Origin of the sequence: Nonomuraea sp. SYSU D8015 (assembly GCF_008065375.1) — a bacterium.
Lineage (GTDB): Bacteria > Actinomycetota > Actinomycetes > Streptosporangiales > Streptosporangiaceae > Nonomuraea.
Genome location: NZ_VJYI01000011.1, coordinates 298,455 through 312,240 on the forward strand (window position 1 = coordinate 298,455; position 13,786 = coordinate 312,240).

Genomic DNA, 13,786 nt, shown 5'->3' on the forward strand with positions numbered 1-13,786 from the left:
CGATGCGCCTGGACATCGACCGGAAGACCCTGGTCGGGATGCTGGCCGGGTCGGTGATCACGGTGATCGTCGTGGTGCTGGTGTACGGGTTGTTCAGCGGCGGCGGCGGAGGTTCGGACACCCCCGTCGAGGACATCCGGCCGAAGATCGCGCGCACCCAGGACACGCAGCCGGAGGACGGCACGTCGAAGGTCGAGGACGACGGCGAGGAGGAGGCCCAGGAGTTCACCCCGTCGCAGGAGCCGCCGGACATCGCGGTCCCCGCCGGGGAGGGCAAGATCGACTGCCCCGAGGCCACGGTGACGGTCGGCGACGCCGCCGGGCTCGCCGACGCGCTGCGGTCCGCCGAGCCGGGCACGGTGATCGCACTCGAGCCCGGCCTGTACGCGGGCAGGTTCGTGGCCTCGACCCCGGGGACGGAGGCCGAGCCGATCTTCGTCTGCGGTCCGGCCGAGGCGATCGTCGACGGCGGCGGGGTCAAGAAGGGCTACGCGTTCCACCTCGACCAGGTCAGCCACTGGCGGCTGGTCGGCTTCACCGTCCGCAACAGCCAGAAGGGCGTGATGGCCGACAAGACCAGCAAGACGATCATCCAGGGGCTGACCGTCCACCACATCGGGGACGAAGCGATCCACCTGCGCAACTTCAGCAGCGACAACACCGTCCAGTACAACACGATCTACGCGACCGGCCTGCGCCGGGAGAAGTTCGGCGAAGGCGTCTACCTCGGCACGGCCGAGAGCAACTGGGACGCCTTCTCCGGCGGGCAGATGGACCGCAGTGACCGCAACATCGTGCGCGGCAACGTGATCCGGGCCACCGCCGAGGCGATCGACATCAAGGAGGGCACCTCCGGCGGGACCATCGCCGGCAACGTCTTCGACGGCGGCGACCTCGGCGGCTCCAAGCACAACGACTCGTGGGTGGACGTCAAGGGCAACGGCTACACCATCGAGGGCAACACCGGCAGCAACACCAACGCCGACGGCTTCCAGACCCACGAGATCGTGGACGGCTGGGGCACCGGCAACGTGTTCCGGGCCAACATCATCAACCTCGGCAATTCAGGCGGCGTCGGCATCAACGACACAGCCGGTGGAAACACGATCTCCTGCGACAACAAGGTCACCGGTGGCCCGCTCACCAAGAAGGACAGCTGTTCCTGAGCGCGGAGCTCGGTAAGCGAGAAAGGAAGAACACTGACATGAGCCAGGCCGAACTCCCCCGGCTGACCGTGATCGGCACCGGATACCTCGGGGCGACGCACGCGATCTGCATGGCCTCGCTGGGATACGACGTCGTCGGCCTCGACGTGGATCCCGGAAAGATCGAGAAACTCCGCTCCGGGCAGGTGCCGTTCTTCGAGCCGGGCCTGCCGGAGCTGCTGACCAAGACCCTCGAATCGGGCCGGCTCCGGTTCACCACCTCCTACGAGGAGGCGGCCGACCACGGTGACGTGCACTTCCTCTGCGTGGGCACCCCCCAGCAGCCGGGCTCGGACGCCTGCGACCTGACCTACGTCGACGCCGCGGTACGCGGACTCGCCCCGCACCTGACCCGGCGCTGCCTGGTGGCCGGCAAGTCGACCGTCCCCGTCGGCACCGCCGCGCGGCTGGGCGCCCTCCTGCGTGAGCTGGCCCCGGCGGGTGACGACGTGGAGCTGGCCTGGAACCCGGAGTTCCTGCGGGAGGGCTTCGCGGTCGACGACACGCTCGCGCCGGACCGGCTGGTCTTCGGCGTGTCCTCGGAGTGGGCCCGCGAGCGCCTGATCGCGGCCTTCCAGCCGATCCTCGAGCGGGGCACGCCGACCGTGGTCACCGACCTGGCCACCGCCGAGCTGGTCAAGGTGGCCGCCAACTCCTTCCTGGCCACCAAGATCTCGTACATCAACGCGATGGCCGAGGTCTGCGAGGCCACCGGGGCCGACGTGCGGGACCTGGCCCAGGCGCTCGCCTACGACGACCGGATCGGCGGCCGCTTCCTCCAGCCCGGCCTCGGCTTCGGCGGCGGCTGCCTGCCCAAGGACATCCGCGCCTTCGCCCATCGGGCGGAGGAGATCGGCGTCGGCCAGGCCGTGTCGTTCCTCCGCGAGGTCGACGCGATCAACCGACGCCGCCGTTCCCGGACCATCGACCTGGTGCGCGAGCTGCTCGGCGGCCACCTCAACGGCAAGCGGATCGCCTGCCTGGGCGCGGCCTTCAAGCCCAACTCCGACGACATCAGGGACGCGCCCGCGCTCGACGTGGCCCGGACGATGCACGGCCTGGGCGCCAACGTCCGGGTGTACGACCCGGCCGCGCTGGACAACGCCCGCCGCACCTATCCCGAGCTCAGGTACGGAACGAGCACGCTGGACGCGGCGCGGGACGCGGACGTGGTGGTCCTGCTGACCGAGTGGACCGAGTTCCGCGAGATCCAGCCTTCGGCGCTGGCGCAGGTGGTCCGGCACCCCCGGATCGTGGACGGCCGGCACGCGCTGGACGCGGACGCCTGGCGTGCGGCGGGCTGGGAGTATCGGGCACTGGGCCGCCCCTGACCTCGCGGCCTACGGCCGGATTAGCAGAACGGAACCCTACGTTCCTATAATGGAGGTATGAGCAGCGCACCGATGAGCGGCCGCAAGGCACAGGCCGCACGCAACGACGAGCTGATCCTCCAGGCGGCGCGGGCGGTCTTCACCGCCGATCCCGGCGCCCCCATCGCGGCCGTGGCCGAGAAGGCGGGCGTCGGGATCAGCGCACTCTACCGTCGTTATCCCAGCAAGGAAGCCCTTTTGCAGAAGCTCTGCGGCGACGGGCTCAAGCTCTACATCGAGGTGACGGAGCGGGCGCTGGCCGACGACGGCGATCCGTGGGAGGCGTTCGCCGGCTACCTGCGGGGCATCGTGGACGCCGACACCAACTCGCTGACCATCAAGCTGGCCGGCACGTTCACGCCCACGGAGGAGCTCGGCCAGGACGCCAGGAGGGCCGGAATGCTCGCCACCGAGATCCACCACCGGGCCGTGGAGGCGGGCGTGCTGCGGCCGGACGTGACGCCGGCGGACATCGCGCTGCTGTTCGAGCAGATCGCCTCGATCAAGCTCGGCGACGAGAAGCGCGTATCCGAGCTGCGCCACCGCTACCTGACGCTGATGATGGACGCCTTGCGGGTGCCGCCGGCCCACCGCGGGCTGCCCGGCCCGCCGCCCACGGACGAGGAGCTGTCGGCCCGCTGGTGGAGCGGCTCCTAGTCCTCGCCCGCCGTCCAGCGGAACAGGCACGACATCACGAAGGCGAGCAGCCCGGTCACCCCGTCCCCACCCTGGTCATCGCCAGGCCCAGCGCGGACACGGCCCCCGAGACCAGACCGGGGCTCCCGGCGACGAGCCCGACGGCTGGGCCGGCACGCCGATGACCAGGGTGGGGACGACGAACCAGCCGATCAGCCGGCCGAACGTCCTGGCCGGGTCCACCTCGCCGACCGCGGCGATCGTCTGATGGTCGCGCTCGCACGGGGCTCCGCTGGTCACGCAAGCTACCGCTCTCCGCCCCAGGCTCGCCGCACGAGTTCGATGGTCGCGCTCGCACGGGGCTCCGCTGGTCACGCAAGCTACCGCTCTCCGCCCCAGGCTCGCCGCTCCGGCGGCGCCGCGCAGCCGCCCGAAGACCGAGTTCAGCACGGTGACCTGCTCCTGGATGAGACCCAGCCGGGTCAGCAGGTAGCCCATGAACACGAAGGTCAGCGCGGCGAAGACGACCTCCTGGGCCAGCGCGTCGGTGACACCCGCCCACGCCGGCGCGAAGAAGTCGGCGCCGCCGAAGAGGCACACACGCCGGCGAACCCGATGAGCGTCGCCTCACCGATGTTGCGTTTCAGCCCTCCACCGGGCGTGTTTCATGGGGTGAGAGCGTCTCTGCGTCGTCAGTCGCGGAGCGATCCTGCGACGGCGGCTCCCCTGCCGGCCGGCGATCAGCCGTCCGCTCCCCCGACGGCCCGCCCTCCGCCGGGCGCTCCCCCCGACGGCCGCTCCCTTGATGGCCGGTCATCCGTCGAGCGGGGCGGTGCGGGGCCGTCGTCGGCGAGGCGGCGGGACAGGGCCACGGTGTGGCGGGCCCGGGCGATGATCGGGGCGTCCGCGAACCGGCCGTCGGGGAGCGCGACCGCGCCGATCCCTTCCCGCTCGGCCCGTTCCGCGGCCTCGACGATCTCGGCGGCTCTGACCGTCTCCTCCTCGGACGGCCGGAACGCCCGCCTGATCGCCGGGATCTGGCGGGGGTGGATCGCGGTCCTGCCGAACAGCCCGAGCGCGCGGCCGGCCCGGCAGGACGCGACGAGCCCGGCCTCGTCCTTGACGTGCGGGTAGACGGACATGGGCACCGGCGGCAGCCCCGCCGCCGCCGCGGCGAGCACGACCTGCAGCCTGAGGTGGTTCATGGCGGTCTCGTCGGTGATGGACAGCTCGGCGGCCAGGTCCTGCTCGCCGAGCGCGACACCGGCGACCCGCGGGTGCGCGGCGATGTCCCGGGCGTTGACGATCCCCGCCGCCGACTCCAGCAGCGCGTACGCGGGCGCGCCCGTGACGGCGTCCAGCACGGCGGCGGACTCGACCTTGGGCAGCCGCACGGCGTCGGCGAGCTCCCCGACCGCGGCCAGGTCGTCGCGCCCGCGCGCCGTGGCCAGGTCGTTGACCCGGACGTGAACCCGCACCGCCGCGTCCGCGTCCCGGCGGGCGCGCAAGTACGCGACGGCGTTGGCGCGGGCCTCGTCCTTCCGTGCGGGCGCGACCGCGTCCTCCAGGTCGATGATCACCACGTCGGCCCCGGACGCGACCGCCTTGGCGAACCGCTCGGGCCGGTCGCCTGGCACGTACAGCCATGTCACGGGCGGCCACGTCCCGGGCGCCCCCGTCACGGGCCCGCTCACGCGATCACCCCGGCCTCGCGCAGCGCGGCGATCCGCTCGCCGGAGTAGTCGAGCTCGGCGAGCACCTCGTCGGTGTCGCGGCCGAGCGGCCGCCCCGGCCAGCGGATCTCACCGGGCGTGTCCGACAGCCGGAAGAGCACGTTCTGCATGGTGACGGTGCCGAGCTCCTCGTCGGGCACCTCCACGAACGTGCCGAGGGCCGCGTACTGCGGGTCCTCGGCGATGTCGGTCACGTCGTAAATGGGCGCGACCGCGGCCTGGACCTCCTCGAAACGGGCGATGACCTCGCCGGCGTCGCGTTCGGCGATCCAGGAGGCGACGGCCTCGTCCAGCTCGTCCACGTGCTGCACGCGGCCGTGCCCGGTGGCGAACCACGGCTGCTCGACGAGGTCCGGCCGGCCGACGAGGGTGACGACGCGCTCGGCGATGGGCTGGGCGCTGGTGGAGATCGCCAGCCAGCGTCCGTCGCGGGTGCGGTAGGTGTTGCGCGGCGCGTTGCTGCTGGAGCGGTTCCCGGTGCGCCGCGGCACGACGCCGAGCGCCTTGTACGCGGTCATCTGCGGCCCCAGCAGGCCCAGGATGGGCTCGATGATCGCCATGTCGATCACCTGGCCGCGTCCCGTGCGCTCGCGGGCGTGCAGCGCCACCATGATCGCGTACGACATGGCCAGGCCCGCGATGCCGTCGGCGAGGGCCAGCGGCGGCAGCGTGGGCGGCCCGTCGGGCTGCCCGGTCATGGCCGCGAACCCGCTCATGGCCTCGGCCAGCGTCCCGAACCCCGGCCGCGCGGCCATCGGGCCGGTCTGCCCGAACCCGGTCATCCGGGCCACGATCAGCCCCGGATTCAGCTCCAGCAGGGCCTCGGGAGCGAGGTTCCAGCGTTCGAGGGTGCCGGGCCGGAAGTTCTCGATCAGCACGTCGGACCGCTCGGCCAGGCGGCGCAGGATCTCCTGGCCCTCGGCGCGGGACAGGTCGACGGCGACGGCGCGTTTGTTGCGCGACAGCGTCTTCCACCACAGGCCCACGCCGTCCACGGAGGCGCCGTGGCCCCGGGACGGGTCGCCGCGGCGGGGATGCTCGACTTTGATCACGTCGGCGCCGAAGTCGCCCAGCATCATGGCGGCCGAGGGACCGGCGAACAGGGTCGCCGCGTCGATGACCCGCAGGTCGGCGAGGCTCGTCATGACTATGTAACTTATAAGAAATATGTGATAGGTCAACTCTTTGCCCGCAATGCGAGACACTTGACGACATGTCAGCCACCGAGCCGCGGCCGCCCATGAGCAAGGCCGAGTACGTCTACAGCGTGCTGCTGGACGACATCCGCAACGCCCGCATCCCCGGGGGCACGGCGCTCCGGGCCGGCGAGGTCGCCAAGCGGCTCGGCGTCTCGGTGACGCCGGTGCGCGAGGCGCTGCGCCGGCTGGAGAAGGACCGGCTGATCAGCTACGAGGCCCATCATGGGGCGACCGTGGTGGACCTGGGCGAGGAGGCGCTGGCCGAGTACTACGGGCTGCGCGCGGTCGTCGAGGGGCTCGGCGCGCGCCTGGCCGCCTCCCGGATCACCCCCGAGGAGCTGGCCGGGCTGCGCGAGCTGCACGCCGCCATGGCCGCCGACGCCGCGCACGGCAGGAACGACCGGCTCGGTGCGCAGAGCATGCGCTTCCACCTGCGCATCGTGGACATCGGCGGCCCGGCCTTCCTGGGCGCGCATGCCAGGTCGGTGCGCGACAGCTTCCCGGTGCCCGCCGAGGCGTCGCTCTGGCTGGACGAGACCCAGGTCAAGGCCCAGCTGGAGGCGCACGAGGGCATCCTGACGGCCTTGGAGGCGGGCGACGGCGAGACCGCCGAACGCATCATGATCGACCATGTCCGCCGCGCGGGCACCTACCGCGCCCACCACTGACCCTCCCCAGCCCGCCCCTTCCCGGCATCACTCGGCACCGCCCGCTCACCAGGCCGCGCGATGCCGCCTCTTCACCACGCGTCCCGGCTCCCGCCCGTTCACCGGTCAGGGGGATCCCGTCGAGCACGGCCGGCATGGCGTCTGCCGGTGGCCCTCAAGGTCACGGGGCCACGCCCGCCCCCACGTGCAGCGGATGCAGTATCAGCACGTCAGCCGGGGTGCCGCCGGCGCACCGCGACGTGACCGGCGGGCCCAGCCTCCCAGGTGCGCGGCCAGGCGGGAGGGCGGCGGTCCGCGACCGGGGCCACGCCCACGCGCATCGGCGCGGCATCGGGCAATGGAGTGAAGGGCGATGCACGATGTGTCACTCTAGAACTCTGGGCCGCAATGCATACGCCGATCCCGAAGGGCAGAGACCGTGGCGGACGCGTGGATCCTGCACCCCGACTACCGGACTCCCCCGATCCCCGCCGGCACCGGCATCCCTCCCGGCCCGTGGCGGCACCCCGACGGCGGCCAGATCATGAACGGCGCCTACGAGCGCCACCTCCCCGAGCGGCAGGTCGAGGTCGTGACCGTCTGGTACGGCTACGCGCTCAGCCACTGGCTCGGCCCCCGCATGCGCCGGTTCAGCAGCCCGATGGTGTCGGCGTGGAACCCGGTGCTGGCCCAGGGGCTGACGCTCGACCCGGCCGCGCCGGTGCCGTACCGCGACGAGCTGTGGTGCGACCGGTGGATCGCCGAGGCGCTGCTGTACGGGCGCAAGCCGTACGGCGCGTTCACCCTTCCTGCCGAGGAGGCGCTGCGCTGGATCGCCAAGAGTGGCGGCACCGGCCTGGTCTACCAGGCGCATACCGTCGAGGAGGAGCTGATCCGGGTGGTGGCCGGGACTGCCGAGCGGTACGCGCAGCTGTTCGACCTGGACGCGCTGATCGCCGACTACCTGGACGCGCTCCCGCCCGAGCTGGCCGAGCCGGAGGCGGCGGCGCTGGACGCGCACCGCGGCCACTCCCCCGCACTCGACTACATCCTCACCGACAACGCCGAGCTCCGGTTCGCGCAGGCCCCGCTGTCGGTCCGCGGCCTCACCCTCGGCTACCCGCCCGGTGAGACGGCGGCCCGCCTCGCCGCCGGGGCGATGTCCTGACCGGGTTATCGTGGACTGTGATGATCAAAGGCGTCCTTTTCGACCTGGACGGCACCCTGCTCGACCACCGGGGCGCCGCCGACGCGGCGATCACGGCCTGGCTGTCGGCGCGTTGCCCCGGCCATCCGCGCCTGGCGGAGGCGCCCGAGCTCTGGGAGCGGCTGGAGGTGCCGCACCTGGCGATGTGGCAGCGGGGCGAGTGCTCGGTGGAGGAGCAGCGGCGGCGCCGCCTGCGCGCGTTCTGCCGGGAGCTGCTGGTGGACGAGCCCGCCGACCTGGACGCGGCCTTCGCCGACTTCGTCGCGCGCTACCGGCGGAGCTGGGCCGCCTACCCGGACGCGGCCGGGGCGGTGGCGGCGCTGTCCGGGCTCGTGCTCGGGGTGCTGACGAACGGCGCACAGGTCATGCAGGAGGCGAAGGTCCGCGCGATCGGGCTGGACGGGCCGCTGCGGACGGTGCTGACGGGTGAAGTGCTGGGCGGCCACTTCAAGCCGTCACCGGCCGCCTACACGGGAGCGGCGGCCGCCCTCGGGCTCACGCCGGAGGAGGTGCTGCTGGTCGGCGACGACGTGGACAGGGACGTGACGGGGCCCGCGGCGACCGGGATGCGCTCGGTCTGGCTCGACCGCCTCGGCCTCGAGCCCGCCCCGCCCGGCTTCCCCCGCATCACGAGCCTGGCCGACCTGCCACGCCTGGTCCACCCGCCTTCCTGACAGACCAGCCAGGTCACCGCGGCGGTGACGTGCGGAGAAGGACCCCGCGTTAGGCGCCGGGGGACCGGCCGGCGACCTCGGACAGCGCCGAGCCGGCCAGGTCGAAGCCGCCGACGTGGGCCAGGTAGTCGCCCTTCGCCAGGGGGTCGCCGATGTAGACGCCGCCGGCCTGGCGCACCAGCAGGGCTCCGGCCGCCACGTCCCACGGGTTGGACCAGGTGCCGTAGGTCGCGTCCGACCATCCCGCGGCGACGTGCGCCAGGTTGAGCGCCGCGCTGCCGGGCCGCCGCACGGCCGCGAACGACTCCAGGAACCGGGCGTAGCGCCGCAGCGCCTCCTCGCCCTCCTTCTCCAGGTCGAGCGGCGTGGGATAGGCGCACAGGAGCATGGCCTCGCGGTCGGTGGCCGCGCCCCGGCTGCGGATCGGAGTGCCGTTGCACCACGCTCCGGCCGTGGTCGCGGTGAACTCGTCCTCGCGTACCGGGTCGTACACCACGCCCGCCACCAGCTCGCCGCCGACGGCCGCGGCGATGGAGACGCAGAAGAACGGCAGCCCGGCGGCGAAGTTGGCGGTGCCGTCGATGGGGTCGACGTACCAGACGAGGTCGCCGGAGCCGGTGGCGCCGCCCTCCTCGCCGACGATCGCGCTGCCTGGCACGCGGGCGTCGATAACCGAGCGGATGGTCTCCTCGGCGGCGCGGTCGTGCTCGGTGACGGGGTCGTGGAAGTCGCGTTTGGTGCCGACCTCGGGCCGGGATCGGAACGCCTTGCGGAGCCGGGGGCCGACGGACCTGGCCGCCTCGGTGGCAGTGTCGAGCAGCTGTGTCACATCCATGTCCTTCTCAGCGTCTCTGATCAGCTTAGCGATCCCGCGTCAGTCGTAGCGTCTGGCATGGGTGATGCCCACCGTGGCGGGGAGGCGTGAGCGTGCAAGTGGAAACCCGCACCTAACTCCGCCCCGCACGGATGGTGTCGCCGTTTGGCGGGGGTGCTGATCGTCGTCACGCCCTGGTGCCGGTGGGCTGCGCGGGGCAGCCGGTCCCGGCCCGTGGGTGCGTGCCCCTCCGGACGCTGGCCCACCGTGCTTTGCAGCCGGGTGGGGGAGGGTGCCCCGCGTCGCCTGGACGCGGGGCGTGTGGTGCGGCGCCGGGTGGGTCCGGTCTTCGACCGATCCGTCCGGCAAGTCGTTGGGGTGGAAGGGGTGATGACCGCCCTGGCTTCGAGCCTGCCGGTCACACTGCGGATGCTCATCTGCCCGGTGTCGTGGTCGATCACGGTTTTGGCCTGATGGGCTAGGCCCCGGGCGGCGATCCGGCGCCAGGCGCCCTGATCGCGATCACCCTGCCAGCCGCAGGCGCCGTTGGGGCACACGGCCCACGCCCAGCCCGCCACGGTGGGCCGGTCGGGGGCCTTGCGATGCCGCAGCGGCGTCAGGCAATGCGGGCAATGCCGGGGGGTGTTCTTGGCCGGGACGGTGACCACGGCGATGCCGGTCTGGGCGGCCAGGTGCCGGAGGTGGTCGGCGATCTGGCCGCGCACGGTCTGCGACAGGCGGGTGTTGAGGGTGCGGCCCATGCCGGTGGCTTCCAGCGAGCGCAGGTCTTCCAGATAGATCACGCTGGCCCGGGCGGCGATGGCCTGATCGACGGCCCACCGGGCGGCCGCCCACGCCAGTGCGTCGTTGAGGTTCGAGCGACGCGCGGACACGTGCCGGATCTCGCGGCGCAGCAGATCGAGCTTGGCCGTCAGCTCGTGCTCTTCAGCGCCGCCGGTGAGCCGCTGGTAATGGCCGGCCTTGGCATGCAGGCGCTCGGACAGGCGGCGCAGCCGATGCTGTTTGGCCAGCACCCCCGCGGCGCGGAAACAGGCTCCGGCACCCAGCGTGGTGATCCGCCCGTCGGGGTGCAGCCGCGCGGCGCCCGCGGACAACAGCATGTTCAGCCCCCAGTCCACGCCGAGCGCCACCGTGTGCCCGCTCCGCCGGACCTGCGGGACGGCGTGTGTAAAGGCCAAATCAACAGCGACCCGGCCACTCGCCGGGCGGAGGGTGGGCAGGTGCAGCACCGCCGAGACAGGGACCGTGGGCGGCAGCGTGATCGGGCAGGCCACCCAGGTCCAGTCCTTGTACGAGCGCGGATCTGGGCGGGCGGGCAGTTGCAACCGCAGCAGGGCCCGCCGCGGGTCGGTGTCGGAGCGGTCGAGGGTGGCCTGCTGGCGGTCGCAGGCGGCCAGCAGCAGCATCCGCGCCGCCCGGGGCGCGCTTTCCAGCTCGAACACATCGGCGGGTAGCCGCCCATGCGCGCGCAGGAACGCGGCGATCTGGCGGGTGCGGGCCTTGATGATGCCGCCCGGCAGGACCTTGCCGTCGGGGAGGTTGGCGCGTACCTGCTCCCATTCCTCGGCGGTGCGCTTGTGCGGGTCGCCGGGCCAGGCGGCCAGCACGGCGGCGGTCAGCTCGGCCCGCCACTGCGCGGAGCGGAGCAGGCGTCCGGCCTGTTCTTGGGCCATGCGCACGATCCGGTCGTTGACCCGAAACCCCTCGGGCGGGCCTACTGTCCAGCCCAGCCTGCGCAGGGCCATCCACGCGTGCGACGGCAGCCTCTGCCCGCCCGCGTCCACCCCGCCGCACAGCAGGACGCGGGCACAGGCCGTCTGCGTGGTCTCGCCTGTGGCGAGCGTCGGCTTTCTCTCACCGGCCGCCGCCGGTGCTGTAGTGCCTGCGCTGCTGGAGCGGTGGGCGCGGCCAGCGCATCTGCCTGGATGAACCGGCACCGTGCACGACGCGCACCTCCCACCCGTGACTTTTACTCTAAGTGACTGTCAGGCTACCATGATTTCACCGTGAGAATAGAACATGTGAGCGACGCCTCTATCACCACCATCATCCTCGAATCACCCCGGCACTCGGCAACTCCGAGACGCCTGGCAGCCGCGGTGAGGAGGGTAAGGCCTGGCGGGCAAACACATGATCACTAAGAATTCTAAGAGAATCAGTGAGCCTAGAGCCGTGTTTTCCGCAGTGCCGCTCCGCCGCAGGCCGGCCACCGATCGCGCCGGCCGCCACCCATTCCTCCGCGAGGGCGAGGCACGGAATCGGGCGGAGCCGCCCGGTGACGGCGATCTGGGGTGACTTGATTCGTTTGTCAGGACATTCTGACCTCGGTTAAGCTGATCAGCATGACCGCGAACCTGGCGATCAATCTGGATCGATCCAGCCCCGTGCCCCTCTACTTCCAAGTGGCCGAGCAGATCGCCGAGGCGATCCGGCGAGGCGACCTGGCGCCCGGCGCCCGGCTGGACAACGAGATCCTCCTGGCCGACAAGCTCGGGCTGTCCAGGCCGACGATCCGCCAGGCGATCCAATACCTGGTGGACAAGGGCCTGCTGGTCCGCAAGCGCGGCGTCGGCACGCAGGTGGTGCACGGCCAGGTCAAGCGCTCGGTCGAGCTGACGAGCCTGTACGACGACCTTCGCAGGGCGGGCCAGGAGCCGGCCACCCAGGTCCTGGCCCTGGAGCCGCGGCCGGCCGAGGAGGGCGTCGCCCGCGTCCTGGGGGTGGAGGTCGGCACCGAGATCCTCTACCTGGAGCGCCTCCGCTTCGCCGCCGGCGAGCCTCTGGCCGTCCTGCACAACTGGCTGCCGCTGGGCCTGGCGCCGTTGACCGCCGCCGACCTGGAGGGCCGCGGCCTGTACGAGCTGCTGCGCGGCGCGGGCGTGCGGATGCGGGTGGCCAACCAGCGCATCGGCGCCCGCGCCGCCACCCAGACGGAGGCCCGCCTCCTGGAGGAGCGCCGCGGCGCGCCGCTGCTCACCATGATCCGCACCACGTACGACGACCAGGGCCGCGCCGTCGAGCACGGCTCCCACGTCTACCGCGCCTCCCTTTACTCCCTCGAGGTCACCCTCATCGAACGCTGACGCCGCGCCTCCGGCGGTCGCCGCCGTCAGCCGCCGGCCAGGCGGTCGAGGCCGGCACGGGACGTCAGGTGGATGAAGGTGAGGTGCGCGTTCAACCGTCCGCCTCAGGAAAGGCGCATCACGATGTGCCGGGGCAGGTCGATCCACACCACGGTGTCGGCCCGTGACCACACCAGGTCGCTCACGAGGGAGTAGTCGCCGTCCACGACCCATCCCCCGGCGGCCAGTGCCGATGTGCCGGAGCCCGCGTCGCCCACCACGGATACGCGTCGCACCGGGTCACTGCAGTCGGCGGCGCAACACCGCGACGGCCCGCGCGGACGCGGTGCCGATCACTGTGTTGATCTTTTTGTCGCCGGCGTGGGGGCGGTGGGCCCGGGTGAAGACCGCGGCCGCGTAGCGGCGGCCGTCGGGGAGCCGTACGACCCCGACCTCGTTGCGGACGACTCCGAACAGCCCGCCGCTCTTGGCCGCGACGCGCACGTCGTCAGGGAATCCCATCGCCAGCCTGTGCCGGGTCACCTGCTGCTCCATCAGCCCGCGCACCCGCGCGCACGCCACCGGCGGCCCGGCGCGGTCGAGCCAGATCAGCCGCAGCAGCCTGGCCATGTCCCTGGCCGTGGTGCGGATCGAGTGCCCGGCATCCATCATCCGGGCGGCCCGCATGCGGTCCTCCAGGACGGGGTCGGGCAGGGCCGCCATCAGTTCCTCCCAGCCGGCGAAACCCGCGTCCCGGCCGATGGAGTCCAGCATGGCCCGCAGCGTGAACGCGATCACGGTGTCCTCCAGTCCCAGCTCCGTCAGGGTGGCGGCCACGCGGTCCAGGCCGGCGCGCTCCAGGAGCAGGTCGGTGGCCGTGTTGTCGCTCACCGTCAGCATCAGCGTGACCAGGTCTCGCACCGACACCTCGGCCTCGTCGGCGAACAGCGACAGCCCGGTGGGCCCGCCGGTGCGGTCGCCGTGCCGGACGCGCACCCGTTCCCGCAGTTCGAGCTCCCCGGCCTCCGCCTGGCGGAAGACCTCGAGCGCGACGACGACCTTGACCACCGAGGCGGCCACGACCTGCTCGTCGGCACCGAGGCAGACCTCGCCGTCGCCGTCCGCGTCCAGCACGCAGAGCCACCCGTCGCAGCCGGCTCCGGCGAACAGCCGCGCGATCCCGTGATCGTCTCCCATGGAGTCGACTCCACCCCGAAC

14 protein-coding genes are annotated in these 13,786 nt (G+C 72.3%); 7 read left to right on the forward strand and 7 right to left on the reverse strand.

Going from position 1 to position 13,786, the window contains the following annotated elements; genetic code table 11:
* Positions 1-2: 2 nt before the first annotated feature.
* Genes ID574_RS37675 through ID574_RS37685 form a run of 3 tightly spaced genes read left to right on the forward strand, consistent with a single transcriptional unit; the run spans position 3 to position 3,232 of the window.
* Complete coding sequence (locus ID574_RS37675; RefSeq protein ID WP_188193772.1) at positions 3-1,166, forward strand: right-handed parallel beta-helix repeat-containing protein; 1,164 nt, start codon at positions 3-5, stop codon at positions 1,164-1,166.
* A 38-nt stretch (positions 1,167-1,204) separates the two neighbouring features.
* Entirely contained in the window at positions 1,205-2,536 is a 1,332-nt protein-coding gene (locus tag ID574_RS37680; protein ID WP_188193773.1) for a UDP-glucose dehydrogenase family protein, read from the forward strand.
* 57 nt (positions 2,537-2,593) lie between these two features.
* Positions 2,594-3,232: a TetR/AcrR family transcriptional regulator gene (locus tag ID574_RS37685; protein WP_223167483.1), complete on the forward strand. Its 639-nt coding sequence runs from the start codon at positions 2,594-2,596 to the stop codon at positions 3,230-3,232.
* Between the two features lie 75 nt (positions 3,233-3,307).
* Here the strand turns inward: ID574_RS37685 and ID574_RS37690 are convergent, their stop codons facing one another.
* The 3 genes from ID574_RS37690 to ID574_RS37700 all read right to left on the reverse strand — a co-directional run bounded on the left by ID574_RS37690 (position 3,308) and on the right by ID574_RS37700 (position 6,089).
* A complete protein-coding gene (locus ID574_RS37690; protein WP_188193774.1) occupies positions 3,308-3,811 on the reverse strand; it encodes a TRAP transporter large permease subunit in 504 nt (167 codons plus the stop codon).
* 140 nt (positions 3,812-3,951) lie between these two features.
* Positions 3,952-4,905 (reverse strand): HpcH/HpaI aldolase/citrate lyase family protein, encoded by a 954-nt coding sequence (locus tag ID574_RS37695; RefSeq protein WP_223167484.1) that lies wholly within the window; start codon positions 4,903-4,905, stop codon positions 3,952-3,954.
* Positions 4,902-6,089, reverse strand: a complete 1,188-nt coding sequence (locus ID574_RS37700) for a CaiB/BaiF CoA transferase family protein (RefSeq protein ID WP_188193775.1) — start codon at positions 6,087-6,089, stop codon at positions 4,902-4,904. The genes ID574_RS37695 and ID574_RS37700 overlap by 4 nt, the downstream gene beginning before the upstream one ends.
* 68 nt (positions 6,090-6,157) lie before the next feature.
* Between ID574_RS37700 and ID574_RS37705 the strand changes: the two genes are divergently transcribed.
* The 3 genes from ID574_RS37705 to ID574_RS37715 all read left to right on the forward strand — a co-directional run bounded on the left by ID574_RS37705 (position 6,158) and on the right by ID574_RS37715 (position 8,671).
* Positions 6,158-6,811: a GntR family transcriptional regulator gene (locus tag ID574_RS37705; protein ID WP_223167485.1), complete on the forward strand. Its 654-nt coding sequence runs from the start codon at positions 6,158-6,160 to the stop codon at positions 6,809-6,811.
* A 418-nt stretch (positions 6,812-7,229) separates the two neighbouring features.
* A complete protein-coding gene (locus ID574_RS37710) occupies positions 7,230-7,958 on the forward strand; it encodes a hypothetical protein (protein WP_188193776.1) in 729 nt (242 codons plus the stop codon).
* A 20-nt stretch (positions 7,959-7,978) separates the two neighbouring features.
* Positions 7,979-8,671 carry an HAD family hydrolase gene (locus ID574_RS37715; RefSeq protein ID WP_188193777.1) on the forward strand — a complete coding sequence of 231 codons (693 nt, stop codon included), beginning with the start codon at positions 7,979-7,981 and terminating at the stop codon, positions 8,669-8,671.
* A 49-nt stretch (positions 8,672-8,720) separates the two neighbouring features.
* Here the strand turns inward: ID574_RS37715 and ID574_RS37720 are convergent, their stop codons facing one another.
* Both ID574_RS37720 and ID574_RS37725 read right to left on the reverse strand, forming a co-directional pair.
* Positions 8,721-9,506 (reverse strand): inositol monophosphatase family protein, encoded by a 786-nt coding sequence (locus tag ID574_RS37720; protein ID WP_188193778.1) that lies wholly within the window; start codon positions 9,504-9,506, stop codon positions 8,721-8,723.
* Between the two features lie 20 nt (positions 9,507-9,526).
* The gene (locus ID574_RS37725; RefSeq protein WP_223167486.1) at positions 9,527-11,443 is read right to left on the reverse strand and encodes a zinc ribbon domain-containing protein; all 1,917 of its coding nucleotides are present in this window, start codon (positions 11,441-11,443) and stop codon (positions 9,527-9,529) included.
* Positions 11,444-11,848: 405 nt separating this feature from the next.
* Between ID574_RS37725 and ID574_RS37730 the strand changes: the two genes are divergently transcribed.
* The gene (locus ID574_RS37730) at positions 11,849-12,589 is read left to right on the forward strand and encodes a GntR family transcriptional regulator (RefSeq protein ID WP_188193779.1); all 741 of its coding nucleotides are present in this window, start codon (positions 11,849-11,851) and stop codon (positions 12,587-12,589) included.
* A 104-nt stretch (positions 12,590-12,693) separates the two neighbouring features.
* Here ID574_RS37730 and ID574_RS37735 read toward each other — a convergent pair whose 3' ends face one another.
* Both ID574_RS37735 and ID574_RS37740 read right to left on the reverse strand, forming a co-directional pair.
* The gene (locus ID574_RS37735; protein ID WP_188193780.1) at positions 12,694-12,864 is read right to left on the reverse strand and encodes a hypothetical protein; all 171 of its coding nucleotides are present in this window, start codon (positions 12,862-12,864) and stop codon (positions 12,694-12,696) included.
* A gap of 4 nt (positions 12,865-12,868) precedes the next feature.
* The gene (locus ID574_RS37740) at positions 12,869-13,765 is read right to left on the reverse strand and encodes a serine hydrolase (RefSeq protein ID WP_188193781.1); all 897 of its coding nucleotides are present in this window, start codon (positions 13,763-13,765) and stop codon (positions 12,869-12,871) included.
* Between the last annotated feature and the right edge of the window lie 21 nt (positions 13,766-13,786).